The 23,325-nt window shown below is 62.9% G+C and carries 21 protein-coding genes; 14 read left to right on the forward strand and 7 right to left on the reverse strand.

Annotation, left to right across the window (positions count from 1 at the left end; genetic code table 11):
- Positions 1–200: 200 nt before the first annotated feature.
- Positions 201–479: a hypothetical protein gene (locus H6718_26800; GenBank protein MCB9589051.1), complete on the reverse strand. Its 279-nt coding sequence runs from the start codon at positions 477–479 to the stop codon at positions 201–203.
- Positions 480–497: 18 nt separating this feature from the next.
- Positions 498–1,619, reverse strand: a complete 1,122-nt coding sequence (locus tag H6718_26805) for a beta-lactamase family protein (protein ID MCB9589052.1) — start codon at positions 1,617–1,619, stop codon at positions 498–500.
- 344 nt (positions 1,620–1,963) lie between these two features.
- Between H6718_26805 and H6718_26810 the strand changes: the two genes are divergently transcribed.
- Positions 1,964–2,416, forward strand: coding sequence for a DMT family transporter (locus tag H6718_26810; protein ID MCB9589053.1), 453 nt, complete (start codon positions 1,964–1,966; stop codon positions 2,414–2,416).
- On the opposite strand, the gene H6718_26815 is transcribed toward H6718_26810, so the two are convergent.
- A complete protein-coding gene (locus H6718_26815) occupies positions 2,404–3,375 on the reverse strand; it encodes a hypothetical protein (protein ID MCB9589054.1) in 972 nt (323 codons plus the stop codon). The genes H6718_26810 and H6718_26815 overlap by 13 nt on opposite strands.
- A 54-nt stretch (positions 3,376–3,429) precedes the next feature.
- Here H6718_26815 and H6718_26820 point away from each other — a divergent pair, with 54 nt between their 5' ends.
- Entirely contained in the window at positions 3,430–3,939 is a 510-nt protein-coding gene (locus H6718_26820; GenBank protein MCB9589055.1) for a hypothetical protein, read from the forward strand.
- A 71-nt stretch (positions 3,940–4,010) separates the two neighbouring features.
- On the opposite strand, the gene H6718_26825 is transcribed toward H6718_26820, so the two are convergent.
- Genes H6718_26825 through kdsA form a run of 3 tightly spaced genes read right to left on the reverse strand, consistent with a single transcriptional unit; the run spans position 4,011 to position 7,919 of the window.
- Positions 4,011–6,239: a molybdopterin-dependent oxidoreductase gene (locus H6718_26825; protein MCB9589056.1), complete on the reverse strand. Its 2,229-nt coding sequence runs from the start codon at positions 6,237–6,239 to the stop codon at positions 4,011–4,013.
- Positions 6,240–6,282: 43 nt separating this feature from the next.
- Positions 6,283–7,047, reverse strand: coding sequence for a 3-deoxy-manno-octulosonate cytidylyltransferase (gene kdsB, locus H6718_26830; GenBank protein MCB9589057.1), 765 nt, complete (start codon positions 7,045–7,047; stop codon positions 6,283–6,285).
- A complete protein-coding gene (gene kdsA / locus H6718_26835) occupies positions 7,044–7,919 on the reverse strand; it encodes a 3-deoxy-8-phosphooctulonate synthase (GenBank protein ID MCB9589058.1) in 876 nt (291 codons plus the stop codon). Before kdsA ends, kdsB begins: the two co-directional genes overlap by 4 nt.
- 42 nt (positions 7,920–7,961) lie before the next feature.
- Here kdsA and H6718_26840 point away from each other — a divergent pair, with 42 nt between their 5' ends.
- Genes H6718_26840 through H6718_26855 form a run of 4 tightly spaced genes read left to right on the forward strand, consistent with a single transcriptional unit; the run spans position 7,962 to position 10,507 of the window.
- Positions 7,962–8,645, forward strand: coding sequence for a glycosyltransferase (locus H6718_26840; GenBank protein ID MCB9589059.1), 684 nt, complete (start codon positions 7,962–7,964; stop codon positions 8,643–8,645).
- Complete coding sequence (locus tag H6718_26845; protein MCB9589060.1) at positions 8,638–8,859, forward strand: hypothetical protein; 222 nt, start codon at positions 8,638–8,640, stop codon at positions 8,857–8,859. The genes H6718_26840 and H6718_26845 overlap by 8 nt, the downstream gene beginning before the upstream one ends.
- Positions 8,856–9,269 carry a hypothetical protein gene (locus H6718_26850; protein ID MCB9589061.1) on the forward strand — a complete coding sequence of 138 codons (414 nt, stop codon included), beginning with the start codon at positions 8,856–8,858 and terminating at the stop codon, positions 9,267–9,269. Before H6718_26845 ends, H6718_26850 begins: the two co-directional genes overlap by 4 nt.
- Positions 9,266–10,507 (forward strand): hypothetical protein, encoded by a 1,242-nt coding sequence (locus tag H6718_26855; GenBank protein MCB9589062.1) that lies wholly within the window; start codon positions 9,266–9,268, stop codon positions 10,505–10,507. Before H6718_26850 ends, H6718_26855 begins: the two co-directional genes overlap by 4 nt.
- A gap of 30 nt (positions 10,508–10,537) precedes the next feature.
- Here the strand turns inward: H6718_26855 and glgP are convergent, their stop codons facing one another.
- Positions 10,538–12,223, reverse strand: a complete 1,686-nt coding sequence (glgP, locus tag H6718_26860; protein MCB9589063.1) for an alpha-glucan family phosphorylase — start codon at positions 12,221–12,223, stop codon at positions 10,538–10,540.
- Positions 12,224–12,568: 345 nt separating this feature from the next.
- On the opposite strand from glgP, the gene H6718_26865 reads away from it, so the two are divergent.
- The 8 genes from H6718_26865 (at position 12,569) to H6718_26900 (ending at position 23,310) form a co-directional block, all read left to right on the forward strand.
- Complete coding sequence (locus tag H6718_26865) at positions 12,569–13,555, forward strand: PEGA domain-containing protein (GenBank protein MCB9589064.1); 987 nt, start codon at positions 12,569–12,571, stop codon at positions 13,553–13,555.
- 52 nt (positions 13,556–13,607) lie between these two features.
- Positions 13,608–14,987: a hypothetical protein gene (locus H6718_26870; GenBank protein ID MCB9589065.1), complete on the forward strand. Its 1,380-nt coding sequence runs from the start codon at positions 13,608–13,610 to the stop codon at positions 14,985–14,987.
- Positions 14,988–15,015: 28 nt separating this feature from the next.
- Entirely contained in the window at positions 15,016–17,226 is a 2,211-nt protein-coding gene (locus H6718_26875) for a hypothetical protein (protein MCB9589066.1), read from the forward strand.
- A gap of 84 nt (positions 17,227–17,310) precedes the next feature.
- The gene (locus tag H6718_26880; GenBank protein ID MCB9589067.1) at positions 17,311–18,513 is read left to right on the forward strand and encodes an RNA polymerase factor sigma-32; all 1,203 of its coding nucleotides are present in this window, start codon (positions 17,311–17,313) and stop codon (positions 18,511–18,513) included.
- Between the two features lies 1 nt (position 18,514).
- Entirely contained in the window at positions 18,515–19,336 is an 822-nt protein-coding gene (gene rsmI / locus H6718_26885) for a 16S rRNA (cytidine(1402)-2'-O)-methyltransferase (protein MCB9589068.1), read from the forward strand.
- Between the two features lie 209 nt (positions 19,337–19,545).
- Positions 19,546–21,162, forward strand: a complete 1,617-nt coding sequence (ffh, locus tag H6718_26890) for a signal recognition particle protein (protein ID MCB9589069.1) — start codon at positions 19,546–19,548, stop codon at positions 21,160–21,162.
- 113 nt (positions 21,163–21,275) lie between these two features.
- Positions 21,276–21,800, forward strand: a complete 525-nt coding sequence (locus tag H6718_26895; protein MCB9589070.1) for a hypothetical protein — start codon at positions 21,276–21,278, stop codon at positions 21,798–21,800.
- A gap of 10 nt (positions 21,801–21,810) precedes the next feature.
- Positions 21,811–23,310: a hypothetical protein gene (locus tag H6718_26900; GenBank protein MCB9589071.1), complete on the forward strand. Its 1,500-nt coding sequence runs from the start codon at positions 21,811–21,813 to the stop codon at positions 23,308–23,310.
- The last annotated feature ends 15 nt before the right edge of the window (positions 23,311–23,325 follow it).

Genomic DNA, 23,325 nt, shown 5'->3' on the forward strand with positions numbered 1-23,325 from the left:
GAGGCACGCGGCACCGAGGGCTAGCCCCACCAGGGAGTGCTGAGTCGAGCCGATATCACACTTACAGCCGTCCCCCCCTGGTGGCGCGATGTCACGCGCCACCGCGCTCGAAGCGAACAGCAGCGCAGCGCTGAAGCTGATTGCGCGAAGCCGGGCAGCTCGTAGATTTCCCTGAGGATATTTGACCAGCACAGGCCCTATCAACCTTTGCGCTGGGGCTTGTTTAGCGAGCGGCGAAAGAGCACCAAACCCAGTCCCATGAAGGCCAACGAAAGCGCAGTGTAGGTGCGGGGGTAGCCCGTCGTCTCACAGCCGCAACCACCGTCCTTCTTGGGCTCGGGATCTGGCGGTGGTTCATCCGCCAGCGCGCTGCCTGAAACCGATAGCGTTACGGCAAACAGCAAACCCGCCAGGAACCTGCCGAGAGGTTGCGTTGGTGCCCTGCGCGAGCCCACCAAGCCTGAAGAGCGGTTGAGCATGCGACGAGTTTAGTGGAGTCAGCGGACTTCGACCAGCTCACGCACCCGCTGAATGAACTGGGGGAAATCGTTGGGATCGTGGTCCTTGCGTCGCTTTGGGGCCTTACGCATGCGCACGGCGATCAAACGATCTCTGGGGAGAATCACCAAGTATTGCCCCAGGGTCCCCGATGAGTATGTCCCGATGATTGGACCGAAGCGATACGTAACGTCAGGGACTCCGGCCTTCCACGTCAGCTCATCCCAGCGCTCGAGATCGGGATCGTCCGGGCGCAGTGCTTTGACCGCCTGGCGGTATTCGTCCGCCGTCTTGAAGCGACGACCCATCAGCGGTTTCATCTGTGCCACGAAAACCGGATCGAGCTTCGCCTTTTGCCATGCGGTAATATCTTCCGGTGTAAGTTCAAGCTCTGTGGTCTCGGGAATCAACCACCAGAGGAGGCCCAGCCGCTTGTGGTTCGGTTGCACCGGGGCAAGCTCGGTCGTCGCACGCCGCAGAAGTTCCGGGTCGATCAAGGGCTTCGCGCCAGCACCAGCCCCCCCCGGAGCGTCACCCTCGCCCAACACGAGCAGGCCAAGCTTGAGCAAGCCTGCCGCGTTGATATGAAGACCCGACATGCCGTGAGCGTGCTTGGCCTTGTCCAGGCTCCACCAGTAGCGCGTGATCCCAAGCGGCTTGAACAACCGCTCCGCAACAAAGCGGTCGGCCCGCTTTCCACTCGCCCTTTCGATCAGCCCGCTGAGCAAATTGCTCGCACTGTTGCCATAAATGAACCGCTCTCCGGGCTTGGCTTCGAGCTCTGAGTCCAGGGCGAACTGAACGAAATCTTGGCTACGGTAGATGGGGAGTGTGCTCTTGGGTTCCGACAGACCACTCGAATGGCTGAGCAGGTGCCGCACCAAGACGCGCGACTTCTCCCCGCTTTTCCAGAGGGGAAAAAAATCGGACACTGGCTGTTCGAGGCTCAGCTTACCGTCTTGCAGCAAAATCAACGCAGCAAGCCCAAGCACGCTCTTGGTGATGGACATGCTCTGTAGGGGCGTTCCCTCTTCGTTGAGGCGCGCGAGCATGCTGCCGCCTTGCCACACAAGGAACTGATCCGTACCGAGGTCGCGAGCCTCCTGCTCCAATGCTCGCACGCTCTCCGCGTCAGCCTCCCGCGGCGACGCGGGTGCGCTCGGGGCGGCAGGTTGAGCCTCCAGTGCCGAGGGAACCGCGGGCGTCGCGCTCCGTGCCGCTTCAGGTGGAGAAGACTGTTTCCGCGCGATAACTACTGGCGAATCGACCGGACGGGCCGCTCTAGACGCCGCGTCGTCATGGCAGGCAAACGTCGGAAGAAGGGATGCCAAAAGCACAGCCATCAACGTCTGCCGCAGTGAGTCATGCCAGAGCACGAAGCAAGCTTAGCCGCATCTGGATCGTGGGCCCAGAACGCCGGCGGCAGTCGCGTTGCGGAGCCGAGAACGTCGGTGTACGAGAGCGAATGCCTGGCGGTCAGACCTTCTTCATAGTCCTCGTCGTCTTGGTGGGAGTGGTGCTGCCAGCGCAAGCCGGCATCAACGCAGAGCTACGACGAAACCTGGGGCACCCATTCCTGGCCGGCATCGTGAACTTCGGCGGGGGGCTCGTGATCCTAGCGGTTGCTGCACTCAGCGTCAGAACCGGATTGCCGAAGTGGAGTGCAATCGCGGGCGCCCCCTGGTGGGCGTACTTGGGCGGGCTGTGCGGCGCCGCATTGGTGCTTGCCGGCGTCGTAGCTGCGCCGCGGCTTGGTGCCGCGCTGTTGATCGCCTCACTCGTGATGGGGCAGCTGGTCGCCAGTGTCGTGATCGATCACTTCGGCTTCCTTGGCTATGCCGTTCGACCCGTCACGCTCGCGAGGGTGGCGGGAGTCCTGCTCTTGGCGGGTGGTGTATTCCTTGTTCAGCGAGGTTGAGTCCGATCGAGCAGGTCGAGCAAGTACGGAACGTGGTTCGCCAGACGCCAGTGTGGCGCCCAGTCGGTCTCGACGTTCAACACGTTCGGAACCGTTACGTGCTTCACCAGGTTTAGATACACCAGCTCTTCGCGGCGATCGCACGTCTCGATTTGTCCCGGATCAGCCCTCAGCTCCCGCAGTAGTGTCAGCAAATCCTGAGAAAGTTCCCTCGTCCCCTCGAGGGCCAGCTTCTCAGATGCCTCGAGGAAATGCTTTAGACGACCCGCCCGGTGCCGACGCGCGGCAGGGGTGTTGTCCGTAGCTTGCAGCAAACCTGGGAGTCGATGCAGCTGGTCGTGCGTTAGCTCGCCAACCAGGTTTGGAGCCAGAGACTGAAGTAGGTCCCAGCGTTCAGGCGACCAGAAGTGATGCGGTCCGGTCCACGTTGGAGCGCCGAACAACAGCGGCTCCACGAAGTTGTGATCGCGGACGCCGTGTAGACCACCTCCAACGAATGCGCCAACTGCGCGGGCGTAGAGCGGCATCAGGAAGCCCAGGACGTCTATCACCAGAATGTCTAGGCGCTCCGTACCATCCATTTCTCCGAGCAAGCCCGCGCGATAACCGCGAGCCGACAAGGCCCTTGCCACCATCTGGCTCTCCAGGATGTCTCGCGGGGCAACTACGAGGAGTAAGTCGCCCTCGGAGCTCTGAATAGGGAACAGCGCCTCCGCAATCGCCGTGTCGTCGTCTTGGTGGCTGGAGCCGAGCACGAACGCCGAGCGCCCGGAGAGCAGTCGTTCAAGCACGCGCCAGCGCCGCTGCCGTTGCTCATCGGGGAAGTTCGAGAACTCAGCTTGCCCCGCCTCGATCCGCTCGAACAACGCGCGCAGTGGCGCAACCGGGCCGAACTTGTGAACGGCATCGTAGCGCGCTCTGTCGCGTCTAGCCGCGTTGATGAGCTCCTCGCCAACCACTGTCGCTCCCTCGCGAATCTGGCGTCGACCTCGAGCGTCCTGATCTTGCCACGCATGTCCCTCCCCCCGCGAGCGCACCAATTCGACTCGCTCCAACTCGAGCTCGGTCTGCTGCCGCGTCGCGCGCGCAATCTGTTCATCCCATCGGTCGGCTTGATCCCCACTCGCGGAGGCCGCAAGCCGCAGCAAGCCAAGCCTCACCCGCACCTTGGTCTGCTCGAACTCGTTATGCATCAGGGCGCGCTGATCCACCGCGCTCTCTGCGTCGAGTTCGACACGCTGCTGCGTCGGAAAACCAGCAATCCGGCTTGCAAGGTAGTCTGCGCGGTCGAGATCATCACCCAGCCCGCTGAGTACACGCTGAGCAATCTCCCAAAGCCTCGCGCGATCCCGCGCGGAATCAATCAACCTTGCCAGATCCCCTTCGCGCCGCAGGTGCTCCAGCTGCCGGCACTCGCGAGCAAGCCACAACCGGAGCTGAGCGGCTACCTGATCCAATGGAGCGGTCTCGGCATGGAACACAACGTCGAAGACGTCGTGGCTAGCCGCCGAGAACGCGCGTAGCCATAGACTCACGGAGTTGGCAGCGACGGCTAAGGCGTCTGCCTGCTCGCGCATCGGCCCCGACACGCTGGTCACTCAGGCAGGATCTCCACCGGAACGCCATTGAACGCCGCGTTGCCAGAGACGTCGAGCAGCGCAGGATCCGAGAGCACGTTGACGTTCACCCCCGGTCGCTCCCGCGCAACTGAAAGGCGCGCACCTTCGCTGGCGTGTCCCCATCCGTGCGGCAACGAAATAACGCCTGGCATGACCTCGTCCGACACCTCAATCGTAGCCTTGAGCTGTCCAGCCCGGGTCTTCAACGTAGTGCTCCGACCAGAGCTGAGGCCGAAGCGGGCCGCATCTGCCGGGTGCATCAACAGCGTGCAGCGGTCAGGGCCTTTGACCAACGCGTGGATGTTGTGCATCCAGGAGTTGTTGCTCCTCAGCTGCCGGCGCCCGATTAACACCAGGTCGGGGGCGCGCTCGCCGAGGCGGCCGTCGAGCTTCGCTAGCTCATTCGAAATCAGCTCGCTCCAGAGCTCTATCTTCCCACTCTTCGTCTCGAGGAACTCAGGCAGTCTCGGTCGAAGTGGTCCGAGATCGATGCCGTGCTCCGCTTGCTTTAGCCGCGCCAGGCTCAACCCATCAGGCCGCGCGCCAAAGCCATCTCCATAGGGGCCGAGTCGGAGAAAAAGATCGAGCACGCGCTGCGGACCAGGTTGCGCGCCGAGTGCGTGAGTTACGGCTTGGGCGTCAAGGTCGGAGAACCTTAGGTCTTTGCCAGAAATCTCCTGATTGATGAGCTGAGCGAGCAGGAAGTCGTCCGCAGCCTTCAGCTCCATCCGGCCTCCCATCAGTCCGGTGGCCAAGCTAAGCAGGATCTCCCACTCGTCCATCGCTCCCGAAGTACGGGGCAACGCGGGCGGAGAGAACTTGACAATATTCCGCACGGATAACTGATAGAACGCCAGGTCGTATGACTCGCGTTCTAGTGGGGGCGGTGGCGGCAGGATCACGTGCGCATGACGCGTTGTCTCGTTCAGGTAGATGTCCACCGACACCATGAACTCGAGCCTCTCGAACGCTTCCTCGAGACGCGCACTGCCTGGTACGCTCAACAGGGGATTGCCCGCCATCGTGAGCATCGCCCGCACGCGGGTCTCCTCTGGTGCATCGAGGATTTCCTCAGCCAGCGCTGCTACCGGAAGCTCACCGAACGCTTCTGGAAGCCCCCGCACGCTGGTCCGCCAGCGTCCAAACCTTGCGCCCCTACCGGGCCCTGCAACCTTCAGCTGGTTGCCCCCACGCATCGCCGCGGGCTCCGGGAACATCACACCGCCTGGCCTATCTAGATTCCCGGTGACGATGTTGAGCAAGTCCACCGCCCAGCTCGCGAGCGTCCCCAACTCCTGACAGGTCGTGCCGATTCGACCATAGCAAGCGGCCGATCCAGAGGAGGCGAACTCCTTTGCAATCCGTCGAATCGTTTCCGCAGGAATACTGGTGCGTTCGGCAACGGCCTCGGGTGTGAACCCGGAAATGGCTTGCTTGACGTCTGACCACCCGTCGAGCCAAGGCTCCAGGTGCCCGAAGTCTATCAGTCCGATCTCCACCAAGGCGTTGACCAAGGCAAGCAGGAAGAATGCGTCAGTTCCGGGACGAATTGCGAGGTGCTCACTCGCCGCCCGGGCCGTCTCGGAGCGGCGAGGGTCCACCACAACGACCTTCCCGCGCTCTCGGATACCCTGTAGGCGAGCCTTCGCGTTTGGCGCCGTCATCAAGCTGCCGTTGCTAACGAGCGGATTCGCGCCCAGCACCAACAGATACTCAGTTCGGTCGAGATCGGGGATCGGAACGCTGAGGCCACCACCGAACAGCAACGCGCAGCTGACCATCTTTGGCAGTTGATCGATCGAACTAGCGCTGTAGCGCTGCTTAGTGCGCAGAGCCCTGGTGAGCACCGGACCATAGATCATCGCGTGTAGGCTGTGCGCGTTCGGGTTGCCGGCATAGGTGCCTACCGAGTCATCACCGTAGCGCTTGCGTACACTGTCCAGGCCTTCTATCGCGACGTCCAGCGCTTCCTCCCACGATGCCTCGCGGAAACTTCCGTTGGCATCTCGAATCAACGGGGTGCGCAGGCGATCTGGGTCATCCTGCAGCGCCTTCATTCCGAACGCTTTCGGACAGATATAGCCCGCCGAGAAAGGATCCGCGGAGTCACCAGCGACGCGCGTGACCTTGGTCCCTTCGCTCTCTACGCTGATCCCGCAGGTGGCCTCGCACAACGTACACACTCGATAGGTGGTCTTCTTCACAGCGACTCCAAGAACGCTTCCGGTTCGCAAGCATAGCAGGCGCCTAGCGTTGCGAGTGTTCGGAGAGCAGCGCACGGGCGCGCTCTAGGTCTGCCGGAGTATCGATACCAGGAGGCGGCGCGCTGTCGACTGCACGGATCCTGATTGATATCCCATGGTGCAAGGCCCGCAGCTGTTCGAGTGACTCGCTGACTTCGCTCGGAGCTTCTGGCAAGTCGGCGAGTTGAATCAACATGCCGACTCGGTACGCATAGGCGCCGATGTGCCGGAGATAGAACCCGCTGGGCGCGCGCTCCTCGGCCATCCCGCCACGAACCCAGGGGATCGGAGCGCGACTGAAGTAGAGCGCGTCGCCTCTCAGGTTGCAGACGACCTTCACGCAATGCTCACTGAAGATCTGGTCCCGTTGGTCAATACGACACGCAAGCGAGCTCATGCCAAGACTAGGGTCTTCAACCAGAGGTTCAACGAGCTGCCCCACGTAGGATGGGGGAAAGAACGGTTCATCCGCTTGGACGTTCACCACGATGTCATCGGCGGGCCACGCCCGATGGCGCGCGACATACGCCACCCGCTCGGTCCCTGATCGCAGCTCGCTGGGTGTCATCAAGCTGCGCCCCCCAAACGCCTCGACAGCGGACTGGACGCGCGCGTCATCCACGGCAACCCACACCTCATATCCCGAGTTCGATGCGGCGCTCCAAGTGCGCTGCAATAGCGGCTGACCCCCTAAATCGAGCAGAACCTTGCCAGGTAGTCGCGTGGATGCATAGCGCGCTGGGATGACGATGTGAACGTCGGGGCTCAAGCTAGCTCTTCCTCGAGGAAACGCTTGCGCTTGACCACAGCGTCAATCGCAAGCAGGTCTTCGAGCAGTGCCTTGACGCTGCCGAGCGGCCAAGAGTTTGGACCGTCGCTCAAGGCTTCGTCAGGTCGCGGATGCGTCTCGAGGAAGACACCCGCGACCCCCGCTGCCACGGCGGCCCTGGCCAGCACTGGTACCATGCGACGATCGCCTCCAGAACGGTCACCCATGCCCCCGGGCCGCTGGACGGAATGAGTCGCGTCGAAGACGACCGGACATCCCGTCAGCCGTAGCTCCGCGAGCCCGCGCATGTCGACCACCAAGTCGTGGTAGCCAAAGCTAACACCGCGCTCGCACACCAACAGCTGATCGTTGCCTGCCTGCCGAAGCTTCTCCACCACGTGAAGCATGTCTGAAGGCGCCAAGAACTGGCCCTTCTTGACGTTGACTGGGCGACCCGCCCGCGCGACTCGCTCGAGGTAGCGAGTCTGCCGACAGAGAAACGCGGGAGTTTGCAGCACGTCCACCACCGCGGCGATCTCTTCGAGTGGGCTGTCCTCGTGGACGTCGGTTAACGTCAGCACCCCAACCTCACTCCTTACTCGTTCGAGTGCCCGCAACGCCACATTGAGGTCTAGCCCGCGGAACGAGCGACCCGAGGTCCGGTTGGCCTTCTCGAAGCTAGCCTTGAAGACGAGGCGCAGGCCAAGCTCGTCGCTCACCGCCTTGAGCTGTACGGCGGTTTCCAACACCAGGCTTTCGCTCTCCACCACGCACGGTCCTGCAATGAGGAAAAGCGGCGAACGCTGAGTGACTTCGAAGCCGCCTAGATGCACCTGGTGCCGGCCCTTTTGGTCGCACGAGGGATAGGCCATAATCGGCGCATCCTGGGTGCGACCACCCAAGTGCCCGATGTCATGGATCCAATCCGCATCTTCATAGGCTACGACCCGTCGGAAAGCATAGCGTACCACGTACTCAGTCACAGCCTCCTGCGTTTGACGACCGGCCCACTGAGCATCACTCCATTGTCGCTGCGTAGCGTGGAGGGGTTCTTCCAGCGACCTCGAGACCCCCGACAGTCGACGGACTTTGCCTTCACCCGGTTCTTGGTTCCCTATCTCTGCAACTACCAAGGCTGGGCGTTGTTCATGGATTGCGACATGCTGGCTCGAGCCGACGTTCGGTCGCTGTGGGCTCTGCGAGACGACAGCAAGGCCCTCCAGGTCGTGAAGCACGACTACACACCGCGCACCGAAACGAAGTTTCTGGGCAACGTCCAGACGCAGTACCCAAGGAAGAATTGGTCGAGCGTGATGCTCCTGAACAACGCACGCTGTGCAACGCTCCGACCCGAGTTCGTGCAGGCTGCGAGCGGCCTCGAGCTCCATCGCTTCAAGTGGACGACCGACGAGCTAGTCGGTGACCTACCCTTGGAGTGGAATCACCTCGTAGGCGAATACGCGGAAAACCCTGCGGCAAAGCTAGTCCACTTCACGCTTGGTGGTCCGTACTTCGAAGACTATCGGGGATGTGAGTACACGGAGGAGTGGTTCGCAGAGTTCGCGCGGCTCCGGCAAGGCTTGCAGGAAGATGGCTGACGTCCTCGCTGGAGCCTTGTGCGGAGGGGGCGTGGCCGCACTCATTGGGCTCTCACGACGCAGCCGTTTGGCCGCGTTCGTGCTGGTCGGGGCGGTGCTCGGTGGCGGCTTAGTGCTGCTTCGTGACAAGGGCGGAAGCACACCGCCTCCCGACATTAATTCCACACAGCAATTGTCCTCGGTTGTGTCTTCCCAGGGTGAGCGAGCCACGTGAAGATCAGCCGCCTTCAGCTGGTTGGCGTTGGCTGCGCGGCGCTGTACGTGCTGACAGCGTTCCGGGTCGGTGAAGCATTCCCATTCGCCCGCTTTCACATGTTCGACCATATCCAGCCACGCGCCAGTCGATTGGTCGCTTTGCCTCCGGACGGTCGCCCCCATGAGGTGTCTGAGTTCGCCAACTGGGCGTGTTCACCAGCTCCAGTGCACAACGACGACTGCTTCTCGAGCTACCCGGAGAGCGACGCGCGGGTGTTCAAGGAACTTCAAAGCTCCCCGACCGTGGACTCTCAGAAGCCGGCTGTTGCGGTCGCGGTGGCACGGCGAGAGATCTCCACGCCAGATCCCGAAGGCCCGGCCGTCATTCGCTACTGCCCGATCTTGAGCTGCACCGCACAACCTCGATGACCAACGCAAGAAGCCACGAGGAAGGGACTTGGTACGCGAAGGCCATCGCCAGCGTCGCCGCATTCGACGTGGTGATCATGAGTCAAATCCCCTGGGGAGTGGCCCCCGCGGAGAACAGCGCCTTGCGCAGCCCATTGCTGCTGGGGGTACTCACTTGCTTTGCGTTGTTAGGCCTGTACCGATTCGCGAAGCGCCCCGAGTTGCTGCGTTGGGGCTCGCTTGCGCTGGGCTCTACTATTTGCCTCGAGGAAATCTTATTCCATGCGTACGGCGTTCACGAGGAGCCGTTCTACCAGCCCGCCAGCGCGGTGTTCGGTTGGCTCCTGGGAGTGGTCATCGCGCGGGGGCTCGCATACTACGATGAGCACCCACCGAGCGCGGGCGCGTGCCGAAGAGCGGGTCTAGCCGGCGCCGCGGCGATCGTAGGCGCCACGTACTTCAATGCAGGGATGTCCAAGCTACTCGCTGAAGGGTTCGCTTGGGGCTGGGACCCGAGCCACGTCCGGCTCATGACGCTCGCGCACCAGCCGCTCCCCCCCAACGGGCTCGACGAGATCGTCATCGGCTGGGTCGGACGCAGCCCGGCGGTAGGTCGCTTCGCCGCATGCTTCACCTTGGTCATCGAACTCGGCGGGATCGTGTTCGCGCTGTGCAGACGGCTCAGACCTCTAGCGGGCCTTGGCATCGTGGCTTGGCACCTCGGATTGCTCTACTCCACCGGGATCTGCTTTTACGGCGGGTTCGCGCTGATCGTGTGCCTGGGATTCCGTGGGGTTCCAAGCGCACTCGACCGCTGGATCGCCAAGAGCGGAGTAGAAGTTGCGAGCGCCCCGCGGGGGCGGGCAGCGCTAATCGGGGCGCTGCCGATTGCCACGCTTCTGACGGCCGCGGTGGTTGCCTTGACCGGGTCCACCAAGCGCGAGCTCGCTAGCTCTGTCGTCGTCATCGTCCTCAGCCTGGTCGCGATCGCGAGCTTCCCCTGGTTGAAACTCCGGAAGGCTGGTGGCGCCGTCCAGGAGGTCGCCGCGACGAACGAAGCCGCCGAGCTTCCCGCAGTGCAACCTCGTGCGGCCTGGATGGTAGGCCTTGCTATTATGGCCGTGCTCACCGGCTTGTACAGGCTCTCTGGCCCGCCCCACACCCACGACTACTCGAGATTAGAGGGAGCGCGACCCGACGGGAGTACACCGAACTCGAGCGCACCACCTCCTCCAAGACACCCGCACGGAAACAATTAGAACACGGCGAGCCGTGTTGGTTGCGATTGCTCACGCCAACGCACTTGCCCTGAGCTTTGGCTCGCTGTTCATCACGCTGCGCTCGAGACCATCAAAGGTCGCGAGGCCGGAGCCGCTCGGGTAGAGTTCGGAGTAGTACTCCGACAGCATGCGAGCGGCCGAGAACTTCGTCTCGCTCATCTCGATCGAGCAGCGCATCATCTGACGCCAGCGATGGGGCTGCTCGTAGTACGTCGGGATGACTTCTTGAGTCAGCACACGAATCAAGTCCTCTTGATCGTGTGCGTCCTGATCGTCGCCTTCATAGCCGCCGCCGATCTGCCAACCGGTCACTCCGTGCTCACAACCCTCGGGCCACCAGCCATCGAGCACGCTGCAGTTGAGCACGCCGTTCATGGCTGCCTTCATCCCACTCGTTCCCGAGGCTTCCATCGGGCGACGGGGATTGTTGAGCCAGACGTCGGCGCCGCGAGTCAGCGCTCTCCCGAGCTCCATGTCGTAGTTCTGGAGGAACACCACGCTCTGCGGATAGCGCTTGGCCATCTGCGCGATGCGCTCGATCACCGCCTTGCCCGGCAGATCCCTGGGGTGCGCCTTGCCGCTGAACACCAGCTGCAACTTGCCGCTCTTGAGCAGGGGCTCGAGTCGACCCGAGTCCCCGAAGATCAAATCGGCGCGCTTGTAGGTCGCCGCCCGGCGGGCGAAGCCGACCAGCAACTTGTCCACCGCAAGCTTCACGCCAGTGCGGCGCTCGACGGTGTCGATCAACTCCCACTTCAGATCTTGATGGGCATCCCACAGGGAGTCCGCGTAGCTGTTGTGGATGCGCGAGTCTTGCCAGGTGCCCTGGTGGACTCCGTTGGTGATCGCCACGATGGGCGACGCATGGCGGACGTGCGCCCACATCTTGCGAGACGTTTCCCCATGGAGCTGAGCGACGCCGTTCGCGATACGCGAGAGCCGTAGGCCGGCGACGGTCATGCCGAATGGGTCGCCGCCGATGCGCGCGAGCTGGTCTCGAGTGAAACACCCGATGTCGGCGCCCTGCTCGAACAGGCGCGATAGGGGATGCACCTCGTTGCCGGCGACCACGGGAGTGTGCGTCGTGAACACGACTTGGCGCCTTACTGCTTTCCACGCAGCAAAGAAGTCCAAACCGGCGCTCATTTGCTCGCGGATCAACTCGAGCCCCGCGAACGCCGCGTGCCCCTCATTGAAGTGGTAGACATCGACCTCGTGCCCCAGAGCGCGTAGGAGCCGTACGCCGCCGACGCCGAGCAGCACCTCCTGCGCGACGCGGTCGTCATCGTTGCCACCGTACAAGCGCTGGGTCAGCCAGCGGTCCGCCTCATTCACGGGCTCGAGCAGGTAGAGCGGTGCGGAGCCGAAGAGCTCGCACTTGAGCGCAGTGATCGGGATCGCCTTGCCACGGATCTTGAGCGTGAACTCGATGCCAGTCGGCTCGAGTCCCTCGCGAGACGTCACCCGGTTCGTGTCCACCACCCGGCCGTCCTTGCCCAGCGACTGAATCGTGTAGCCTTGGTTCCAGAAGATGCCGATCCCGATCAGAGGCACCTCTGCGTCCTTGGCTGCCTTCATCGTGTCGCCAGCGAGCACGCCGAGCCCACCGGAGTAGATGGGTAGCTTCTCGTCCAATCCAAACTCCATGCAGAAGTAGGCGACTCGGGGGGCCTGGACACTGACCGATTGATTCATGACGTCTCCTCCGGCCGAAGTAGTAACTCAATTCTGAGTCACTACAAGCTCAAACTTCCGGCGAGCCTCGCCCCACGCCGGGTGAATCCGTGTTTGATCTGGAATTTTCGGGGGTTAGGAGCGCCGCGGGAAACCGGAGCCAGCCGCTCGAGATGCTGCCCCTCCCCCCAAAATCCAGCTCTTCTCGCAGAAGACCGTGCGGAAACAATACCCTTCGAGCTGCGCGACGAGACGCCCATCGACCAGCTGTCCTAGCGGGATCCGCAAGGCAGCTAAAAACACCGTCTAGCGCGTTGGCATCGGCCCCGACGCGAGTCATGATGCGGGCCTTCGAAGAGCATCACCATGATCAAGCACCGCACCGTTCTCGCCGCCCTAGGTCTCTCCCTTTGTCTCGGCTTCGCTTCGAGCGCACACGCCGGCGACAAAGCATCCGCAGAATCCCTGTTTCAGGAAGGCAAGCGCCTGATGGCGGAGGGCAAAACTGCAGAAGCCTGCCCCAAGTTCGAGGCCAGCCAAAAGGCGGATCCATCGCCAGGCACCCTGATCAACCTGGCGGGTTGCTACAAGGCCCTGGGCAAGACGGCGTCCGCGTGGGCTGAGTACAAGTCCGCGGAAACCCTGGCACGGAACCGGGGTCGTGACGAACAGCAGAATTTCGCGGCAAACGCCGCGGCTGAACTCGAGCCACATTTGTCAAAGCTCGAGCTCGTGCCCCCGAAGCCACTGGTCAAGGACATGACCGTAACCCGGGATGGCGAGCTGATCGCTGCAGGGAGCTTGGGAACGCCCGTGGCGGTGGACCCAGGCAAACATGAGATCAAGGTCAGCGCGCCTGGTTATCGCCCCTGGACCACCACGGTGGAAGTGGGCCCCGATGGCGACGCACAAATCGTGCGCATCCCGGCGCTGAGCGCACTCCCGCCGGGCGAGACCGCAGATGGAACGGTGACGCCTGGTGACTCTGGGACCGGCGGACCTGGGATCTTGCCCTGGGTGCTGATTGGTGGCGGAGGCGTCTTCATGGGTACGGGGCTGTTGTTTGGAGTGCTGGCGAAGAACCAAGCTAGCGACGCCGAGAACGACCCGACGCTGTGCCCCAACAAGGAGTGCACGGCAGCTGGCCAGGACGAAATCGACAGCGCAGAAGGCAAAGCGCTGATCTCAACCATCGGCGTGGGCGTTGGTGCCGCTGCAGCCATCACGGGCGTGGTCTTGCTCCTGACCTCGGGTTCCAGCTCCAGCGCGAAGACGAAGCGCGGACAGTTCGCGACCGTTACGCCGGTGCTTGGACCTCGCACCAATGGAGTCTTCCTTTCCGGTAGCTTCTAGCACTTGCCAGCATCGCCCTGACGGCTGCGCAACATTTCCACTTGGATTTAATATGAAGCTATCTCTGTACCGGCGCGGCAACCTGTTCGCAGCGTCCGCGCCGTTGCTCCTTGTGGGGTGCGGACAGATAATTGGCCTGGGCGATTTCAAGCCCGATGACGGCAGTTCTGGTGGAGCGGGTGGAAACTCCGCGGGGGCGGCGGGCGGAACCGACGCTGGAACGGGAAACAGCGGGGGCTCAGGAAACAGCGGGGGCTCAGGGAACTCAGGCGGAGTCGGTGCGTCAGCGGGTTCCGGAGCTGCGGCGGGCACAGGGGCCACGGCCGGGACCGGCGGAACCGGTGGCAGCTCGCCAACCTTTGGCTGCGTCAATCAAGGTCAGGCGAAGCGCGTATTCTCGACGACGGAACTCGATGGCTACGCCGACGTCCGAATCAAGCTCGCGACGGATCAGGGCTCGGATGACATCCACCTGATCGCGTCTCTGGCGGACGACAACGCGTCGCCAAAAGCGCTGGTAAAGACCTTCACCTACAACGGCCAAATCATCGACTCCCGAACGTTGGACCTGACGGACGTGTTTTTCCCCGAGGCAGCGACGGTCATCGGCAACACGATCCGGTTTCTTGGCAACGACGGAGCCATCGTCGCGCTGGACGGCGACAAGTCCAATACGACACTCGTGCGCACGGTTCTTGCGGACCCCTGCCCCGGTGACGCAAACGAGAGTGCGTTCCATTTCGACGGCACGACTCTCCACTTCGCGGGTCAGTGTGGGACGAACCAGGTGTTCGTCGATGGCGAGGGAACGGCTCGCTTCACATCGAGCTACAAGCTCCGCAACATGGTGACATCAGGCTCGAACCAGTTCTTCTCGCTGACAGATGAATCGAGCCTGTTGGGCGAGCTTCGCTACTCGCCCACATACTCGTCGCAGCAGGTCGACTTCGGACTGGCGGGGCCGTCCCTGAACGTCCTGTACCCATCGACCGTCCCGAACAAGGTATCGATGTTGAGCCTGGAAGGGTCGGCGAGCTTCGTCGACTACAACTTCCACTGGGGCACCTTCGACGTTAGCAGTCCGCCCACATCCTCCAGTCCTCCAGCGATGCCCACCATTGCAACCCAAGCGGATGGATACTTCGAGCCCGGACATGGTGGGTACGAATTCGGACGGGTCAGCATGGCCTCGCCGACACAGAGCAAATCAGGCGTGCTCTTGTCCCAGCTCGCCTTGGATGGGACCCCAAGAGTTTGGCGGTACTCGGTGGCCACTCCCAGCAACGGCGTCGTGCCTATGGCGGATGCCGGAGAAATGGGTGCCCTGACCAGCGCGGTGGCCTGGGTCGGCGAAGAAGATAACGGGAGTGGTGGCACGCAGCACTACGTTGACATCCAAGTGGTGAGCTGCTCCAAGAATCCAGGACAATAGCCAACGCGTTCACGGCTATCGTGACCCCATGGCAAATGTCCGGCTCCCGATCCCAACCTGGATGGAACGCTGGCCACGCGGCATTCGTCCAGCCAGGATCGTCATCGACGACCGGCGGCTGGCGCTGCGCTACGTCCATCCTGAGCGGGGCTTTCGCGATCTCGCGCTGAGCGTAAGAGCGCATGGAGTCGAGGCCCATTGGCAACAAGGTACCTTAAAGGATTCAGCGGGCCTCGAGCAATTGAGGGCAACGGTACTCGCGAGGCTCGGTGATTCCGAGAGGAAAGCGCTCGGTGCCACGATCGAAGCAGCCCAAAGTCCCGGTGCGGCTGCTTGCGACGGAGACGCAGGTCGGAAGCGCCTCGTCAAGGCGCTTGAGCTGGTGCTGAGTGGAGAGAACTTCTCTGCCCTTTCCCTCGTGTGGGAGGACCTGGACGCTCCAGCAACTTTCCAGACCCTCGCGTCACAGATGGCTGTTGCGTTGCTCCTGCGACTTGCGGGAAAGCCTCTCGCGGCCATTTCCCTCTGCGAAAATGCCGTACCCCTCGCTCGTGATGCAGATGAACTCTCCGAGCTCGGTCGGCTGCTAGCCAGCATTGGTAAGTTCCGAGACGCGGCAGACTGTTTCTGCACGGCAAACACCATAGCTCCATGCGCGGCGCTGGTGGCCCGGGAGATGATGTGCTGTGCGGCGCTGGGCGAACGTGACAGGGCTCGAACGGCCGCGGAGTCCTTGTGGGCGCTGGCTCCGACCGAACGAGAGATTGATTGGGCCGCGGACGCGCTGCTCGAGGTCGGTGCGTTGGACGCTTATGCGGCGTTGCTAGAACGTGCATTCAGTCGAGAGAATCGGGTCGCCTACCTGGCACGCCTTGCGCAGCTCCGCCTGTTCGAACTTCGAATTGCGGATGCGAAGCGCCTCGCAAGGTCCGCGCTCGAGCTCGCTGCAGATGAGACTGCAAGGCTCGTTGTGGGAGCGTGTCAGGTGTTGGAGTCGAGATACGAGGACGCGGAACGTACGCTGCGATCGCTAGACAGCAGCGAGGCAAGGCTCTGGCGAGTCCGCGCTCTGCTGGAGCAGGGGAAGCTGGTGGCTGCTCACGAGCTGCTGTTGGCAGAGGGTGACGTGACCGGTTCCCACCCTGCATCTCATTTATGGAACACATTCATCCACACCAGCCGGGTTCGGCGGTGGATGCCTGGTCGCTCCAAGGAACTCCTGCCGACGATCATGAAACGCGCGGCGCGACTTCCAGGAGCAGATCACGTACTGCATGGGGCGAACGACTTCCAGGCCCGAGAGGTTCTAAAACAGCTAGTCGGATCGCAGCGGGTCGAAGCTGCGTATGCCCGGGGGCACTCAGCGGTATTCGAGATGCTCCGCGAGGCCATCGCAGACTTGGGGGGCAACTACTCCGATACCCCAACCCTGGTTCTCGGAAAACGCCTCGAGCGAGCCCCCTTAGAGACAGCGCGAAGGCGCGCCGAACGCCTACAGCGCGAGCTGCTGACGTCACCCCTAGAAAAGGTGCTGAAGCGTTTTCAGGAAGACCCAGAGCACCGCACGAACCCCTTCCTAATTACTTACCGCGCGGAAGTGTTGCTTTGGGTTGGTCGCTACGAGGAAGCTCTCGACGCGTTCGAACGCACCTGGGCGGATTCCCGCACACGCTGGGGCTACATTGGACGGGGAGCAGCTCTCGCGCGCCTTGGACGCTACGCACAGGCACTGGAGGCGTGGGACGAGGGCCGACGCTACTTCGGATATCTACCTCAGGAGGCCACCCATGCTTACCACGGGGAAGTGATGTACGCGCTGGGCCAGCTGGATCGTGCACTGAAGAGTCTGCGTCACGCGACACAGGTTACGCCTTCTCGCCTCGGGGCCCAGCTGGCCCTCGCACTCGCCGAGCGTGCCGCGGGCAACTCCAAGGCCTCTCGAGCTGCACTCGACACGGCCAAGGCGCTCGCCCCCGCGCTCGTGGTGAACAGCCTGCGCAGCCTCGGGTACGAGGCCGAACCCATGGCTGCCGACGCAGGCGACCTGGCGCACCAGTGCCTAGTCAGCTTGCGAGGCAACAGGTCTTCGACTCTGTACACATTTTTCGACACCAACGGAGAGCTCTCCGTGATCCGGAGCGAACCAGCCAGCGTTTGGCAAAGCGTCGCGGAACAGCTGAGCGGCTGCAGAGCGGACTTGAGCGCGGAACCGCTGCTGCGCGTGCTGGAGCAGACCTAGCGAGGCGCAGGAGCCATCGCGGTCTGGAAGTGCAAGCGCCCACCGGCGGTTCTCGGCTACCAAAAGGCTCAGGCCAGCCAAGTTCTGTGGCCATCGCCGCCTTCTGCACCAGCTCCGCTTGACCGCGCTCGCGTCGCGTCACAACCTCGGGTCCCCGCACGCAGGACAGACCCGCTCAAGGACGCGCGCACGTTGGCAGCCAAGAAAACCACCAAAAAGACCTCCGCCAAACGCGAGAAGAAGCCGCGCCAGCCCGCGCTCGAGGTGGAAGCCACCGCAGAAGAGGCGGAGGACGCAGACGAGCGCGACGACGAGGACGGCGAAGAGTCCGACGAGGATTTCGCTGACGACGACGTGGTCGAGGCGGAAGCTGAAGTGATCGATGAGCGCGAGCTCGAGAAGGTCCCGACGCCGAAGAGCAAAGAGACCGCGCTCAGCACCATCGATCCTCTCGCGATGTACATGCGTGAGGTGCAGCGCCACCCCGTGCTCAGCGCTGACGACCAGAAGCAGCTCGCCATCAAATACACCGAGAGTGGTGACGTGGACGCTGCAGCGAAGCTGGTGACCACCAACCTGCGCTTGGTGGTGAAGCTCGCGTACGAGTACCGCCGCGCGTACCGCAACATGATGGACCTCATCCAGGAGGGGAACATCGGCCTCATGCAGGCGGTGAAGCGCTACGACCCGTACCGCGGCGTGAAGCTCTCTTCCTATGCAGCATGGTGGATCCGCGCCTACATGCTGCGCTTCATCCTCAATAACTGGCGACTGGTGAAGATCGGCACCACCCAGGCCCAGCGCAAGCTGTTCTTCAACCTGAACAAGGAGAAGCAGCGCCTGGCGCAGATGGGCATCGAGCCGACTCACGAGGAAATCGCGAAGCGCCTCGACGTCGACCAAAAAGACGTCGCCATGATGGAGAAGCGCTTGGCGCGCGGCGATGCGTCCCTTGACGCGCCGGTTGGCGATGCGGATGGGCGCCAGACGAGTCGTCTGGATCTGATGCCCACCTCCGATCAGGGTCCCGATTTGATGACCGAGAGCGCGGAGCTCTCCGACCTTGTGCGTCAGAACTTGGAAGAGTTCCGCCTCACGCTCAAGGGCAAGGAGGCGATCATCTTCGACAAGCGCACGGTTGCGGAAGATCCCCTCACCCTGCAGGAACTCGGCAACGAATTCGGCGTGAGCCGCGAGCGTGTTCGGCAGCTCGAAGCGCGCATGATCGGACACCTGAGAGAGTTCCTCCGGGAAAGACTCGGGGATGCCGTAGAGGTCGACACCTGAAGTGAGCACGCTGTTCGTCGTCGGTACTCCGATCGGCAATCTGGAAGATCTCAGCCAGCGCGTGATCCGCGTGCTCAAGGAAGTGGATCGCGTCGCCGCGGAGGACACGCGGCACACGAAGAAGCTGCTCAGCCACCTGGGCATTACCGGCAAGCCCCTCGAGAGCATCGAGAGCCATCAAATCGCCGCGCGGGTATCTGGCTTGGTGGCGCGCCTCGAAGCAGGCGAGTCGATCGCCTTGGTCACTGACGCTGGGATGCCGGGTGTGAGCGATCCAGGCAGCCTGCTGGTACGCGCGGCGCGTGAGCGCGGCATCAAGATCGAGAGCGTGCCGGGTCCCTCAGCGGTGACCACCGCCGTCGCGGCTTCTGGGTTGGTGGACGGTGGCTTCCGCTTCATCGGCTTCTTGCCTCGCAAGGGCAGCGCGAGACGTGAGGCGCTCGAGCGCATTCAGGCGACGCCGGAGGCGGTCGTGCTGTTCGAGTCGCCCAACCGCGCTCAACAAACCCTGCAGGACCTCGCAGCGCTGACCCCCGAGCGTGAAGTCTGTGTTGGCCGCGAGCTGACCAAGCTCCATGAAGAGTTCGTGTGGGGCACCGCGAGCGAGCTCGGCCAACGCGAGCATTGGCGCGGCGAGCTGACCCTGGTGCTCGGCCCCCACAGCCCGCTCAAAGCAGAAGTAAGCGCCGATGAACTCGACGCAGCCATTCGCCGCGGACTCCACGAGGGGCGCTCAGCCAAGGACCTTGCTCAGGAGCTGGCTGAGCATACCGGCCGGCCGCGACGCGAGATTTACCAGCGCATTTTGCAGCTAGCAGACTGACCCCAAACGGACCCCACGCGGGCAGGCACGCTTGCCCCACAGGGCGCCTCACCCCCAAAAAACCCGATGGATGCGGGGGGTGACTTGAGCTTTGTTCCGGCCGCTTGGGTGCGAAATCGTCCTGAAGGAGCCAGAAACGTAGGTCCGAAGCGCCCCCACTCGGGTCTGCGATTGCGAAGGGACGCGCTCCACACTAAGACCTGGGCGCCGTGTTTGACGCGCTCAAAAGAGGATTCAAGGAAGCCCAGAACCGCCTCGCGGGGCTGACGGAGCTGAACGAAAAGAACATTCAGGCCGCTTTGCGAGAAGTGCGCCTGTCTTTGCTGGAGGCTGACGTCGAGCTAGGCGTCGTCAAGCGCTTCCTGGCGAGGGTCGAGGAGAAAGCCCTCGGCGCCACCGTGCAGGTCAAGGTGAAGCACAAGGGTGCTGCTCAGACCGTTTCCGCGGGGGACCAATTCATCAAGATCTGCCACGACGAGCTGATCGCGATGATGGACTACGAAGGCGACCGCATTCAGTTCGCCCCGAGCGGCAAGACCGGCATCATGATGGTGGGTCTGCAAGGCTCCGGTAAGACCACCAGCTCCGCGAAGCTCGCCCGCATGCTCAAGGCAGACGGCAAGAAGCCGCTCTTGGTCGCCGCCGACATGCAGCGCCCCGCCGCCGTCGAGCAGCTCAAGGTGCTGGGTGAGCAAATCGACGTCCCCGTCTTCAACATCCCAGATCAAAGCCCTGTGGAAATCTGCAAGGCCGCGCCCGGGGAAGCAAAGAAGCTCGGCTGCGACATCATCATCTACGACACCGCCGGCCGTCTCGCGATCGACGAAGCGTTGATGCAAGAGCTCGGCGACATCAAGAGCGGTGTCAGCCCGCAGAACATCTTCCTGGTCATCGACTCGATGATTGGTCAGGACTCCGTCAAGACCGCGGCAAGCTTCAACGAGCGCCTCGGCATCAGCGGCGTGATCCTCACCAAGCTCGATGGCGACGCTCGCGGCGGTGCCGCGCTGTCGGTCAAAGAAGTGACCGGCGCGCCGATCCTCTACGCCGGTATGGGCGAGACCACGGACAAGCTCGAAGAGTTCCGCCCCGAAGGCATGGCGGGGCGCATCCTCGGCATGGGCGACGTCGTCGGCCTGATGAAGGACTTCGAGGACGTCATCGATCAGAAGAAGGCCGAGGAAGACGCCGCCCGCATGATGAGCGGCGAGTTCACCCTCGAGGACTTCCTGAATCAGGTGCGCATGATCCGCCAGATGGGTTCCCTGAAGGACCTCGTGGAGAAGATGCCTGGCCTCGGCGGGATGGTTCCGCCCGGAGTCAACCTCGACGATGCCGAGCTCACGCGCATCGAGGCGATGATTCAGTCGATGACTCGCCCGGAAAAGGGCGACCCGAACTTGCTCATCCGCGAGCCCACGCGCGTTCAGCGCATCGCCAAGGGCTCCGGCCAACCGGAGCAGGGCGTCACCGAGCTGGTGCAGAAGTTCCTGTTCATGAAGCAGATGATGGGCGGCATGGGTGGGATGGATGCTGGCTTGCTCGGCAAAATCCCCGGCATGAAGAACCTCAACATGGCGCGCAACATGCGCAAGGCCATGAAGCAAGGCGGCGGCATGCCCGGGATGCCCGGCATGGGCGGCTTCCCCGGAATGCCCGGCATGGGTTTCCCGGGAATGCCAGGCATGCCCGGAATGCCTGGCATGGGCATGCCCGGCATGGGCCAAGAGACGCCGCAAATGCGCAAGCTCTCGAAGAGCGAGAAGAACCAGCGCAAGAACCAGCGCAAAGCGCAGCGCTCGGCCCGCAAGAAGGGCCGCAAGTAACCGACGCGGGCTCGCGCGTCGCTTAGCGAGGAATGGCAGTGACTTACGCTTTGACCGATCGAGTGAATCCGCGAGGATTCGCCACACGGCTCCTTCCCAGGCTTTTTTTGGGGGTGAGCTTGCTCTGGCTCGGCGCCTGCGTCGAACCTCAGCCAGGCGCGGGCGGCCCACCTGCTGGCCCTAACCAGCAGATGGAGGCGCTGGCAGTCCCGGAGCTTCCGGAAGGCGCCGTCCTTAGTCACTTCGACTTCGAGAGCCGCGTGTCTCTCGAGGGCTACAAGCTGGATCAATCCAGCGTGAAGCCCGGTGGCACCGTGAAGATCACCTTCTACTGGCGTGGAGACAGCCCGCCTCAAGGTGACTGGCGGTTGTTCACGCACCTCCTGGATGCGAGCGGGCGCCAGCTAGCAAACTTCGACACGGTCGGGCCCCTGCGCAGCGCCGGGAGCATTTCCTCGTGGCAACGAGGCAAGCTCTACGTCGACGAGCAAGAAATCCAGCTCCCGCGAGAGCTCGACACGCCGTTCATCACCCTCGCGGTCGGCGTCTGGACCGGCGTAGTTCGCTTGGATCTGATCGGTGGAGTCACCGACGACAAGAACCGCGCGCTCGTTGTGCGCTTGCCCGTCACGAAGTGACGAGAGGCGCGTGGGGGACTTACGGAGCGGTGGGGTGATGCAGGGAGACACTGGAGGGTCGAACGGCAAGGCGTCGCGCTGGCTACGCATCGCAGCACGCTGCTTGCTCTTGGCGGCGCCGCTCACGGCGATGACCACTGGCTGCGTCGACGATTCCGCAGGGAAAAAAGTAGACAAGGCAGCGCTCGCCAAGTACGTGCTCGCAAGCGCACCTGCCGATGTGGGCACCGCCTTGAACGCGGACTTCGACGGGAAAATCACCTTACTCGGCGCGAAAGTGGAGCCCGCTGGCGTCGCGCGCCCCGGCGCCAAGCTGAAGGTGACGATGTACTGGCAGGTCAAGCAGCCGCTCGGTGAAGATGGCTGGAACCTATTCACTCATGTGCTCGACGGCTCCGGGGAACGCATCCTCAACGTCGACAACGTGGGTCCACTACGTCAGCTGGACGGCAACCACCAGGTGATGTGGCCGAGCGCCTGGGAGGCCGGCAAGGTCTACGTGGACGAGCAAGAGTTCACCGTCCCGACCAGCGTCAAGACCACGAAGATTCAGATCACCACAGGGATCTGGAAGGACACGTCGCGAGTACCGATCAAGAGCGGCCCGAAAGATGCGCACAACCGCGCTCTCGTCGCCACGCTGAACACCGGCGTGACTCCAGGTGCGGCACCGCGCTCCGGGCTACCCACGCTGCGAGTCACGGACTTGCTCGAAGGCCAAAGCATCAAGGTCGATGGCAAGCTCGACGAACCGGCCTGGAAGAGCGCCGCGAGCACGGGGCCGTTCATCGATGTGCGTAGCGGCAAGCCGAACACCCGCTTCCCGGTGAACGGCAGCGTGAAGCTCCTGTGGGATCAGGAGAACATGTACTTGGGCTTCGAGATCCAAGACAAGAAGCTCACCGGCGGCTTCGATCCCAAGCAGGTGGACCCTCACCTGTGGACGAAAGACACCGTCGAGATCATGACCGACCCCGACGGCGATGGGGACAACAAGGACTACTACGAGATCCAGATCAATCCCCAGAACCTCGTCTTCGACTCGCAGTTCGACGGCTACAACACGCCCAAGGTCGAACCCAACGGACCGTTCGGGCACCAAGACTGGTCAGCAAAACTGACTAGCGCGGTCACCCTCAACGGCACCATGGACAAGGATGACGACGAGGATCAAGGCTACGTCGTCGAGGTCGCGATCCCTTGGAAGTCGTTCAACAAGGCCAAGCAGCTTCCGCCGAAGCCCGGGGACGCGTGGCGCATGAACTTCTACGCGATGGAGAACAACGGCGGGGTTTCTTGGAGCCCGATCCTCGGCCAAGGCAATTTCCACAAGGCAGCGCGCTTCGGTCGCGTGATCTGGGCATCGTCTCGTCCTCCCGCAGCGCCCAGCACCAGCGCAGCGCCAGGCACCAGCGCAGCGCCAGGCACCAGCGCAGCGCCCAGCACCAGCGCAGCGCCCAGCACCAGCGCAGCGCCCAAGCTCAAGGTCGTAAACCCCGGCAAACCCTGAAGTTCGCCGCTCTGT

The organism is Polyangiaceae bacterium, assembly GCA_020633205.1.
Lineage (GTDB): Bacteria > Myxococcota_A > Polyangia > Polyangiales > Polyangiaceae > JAHBVY01.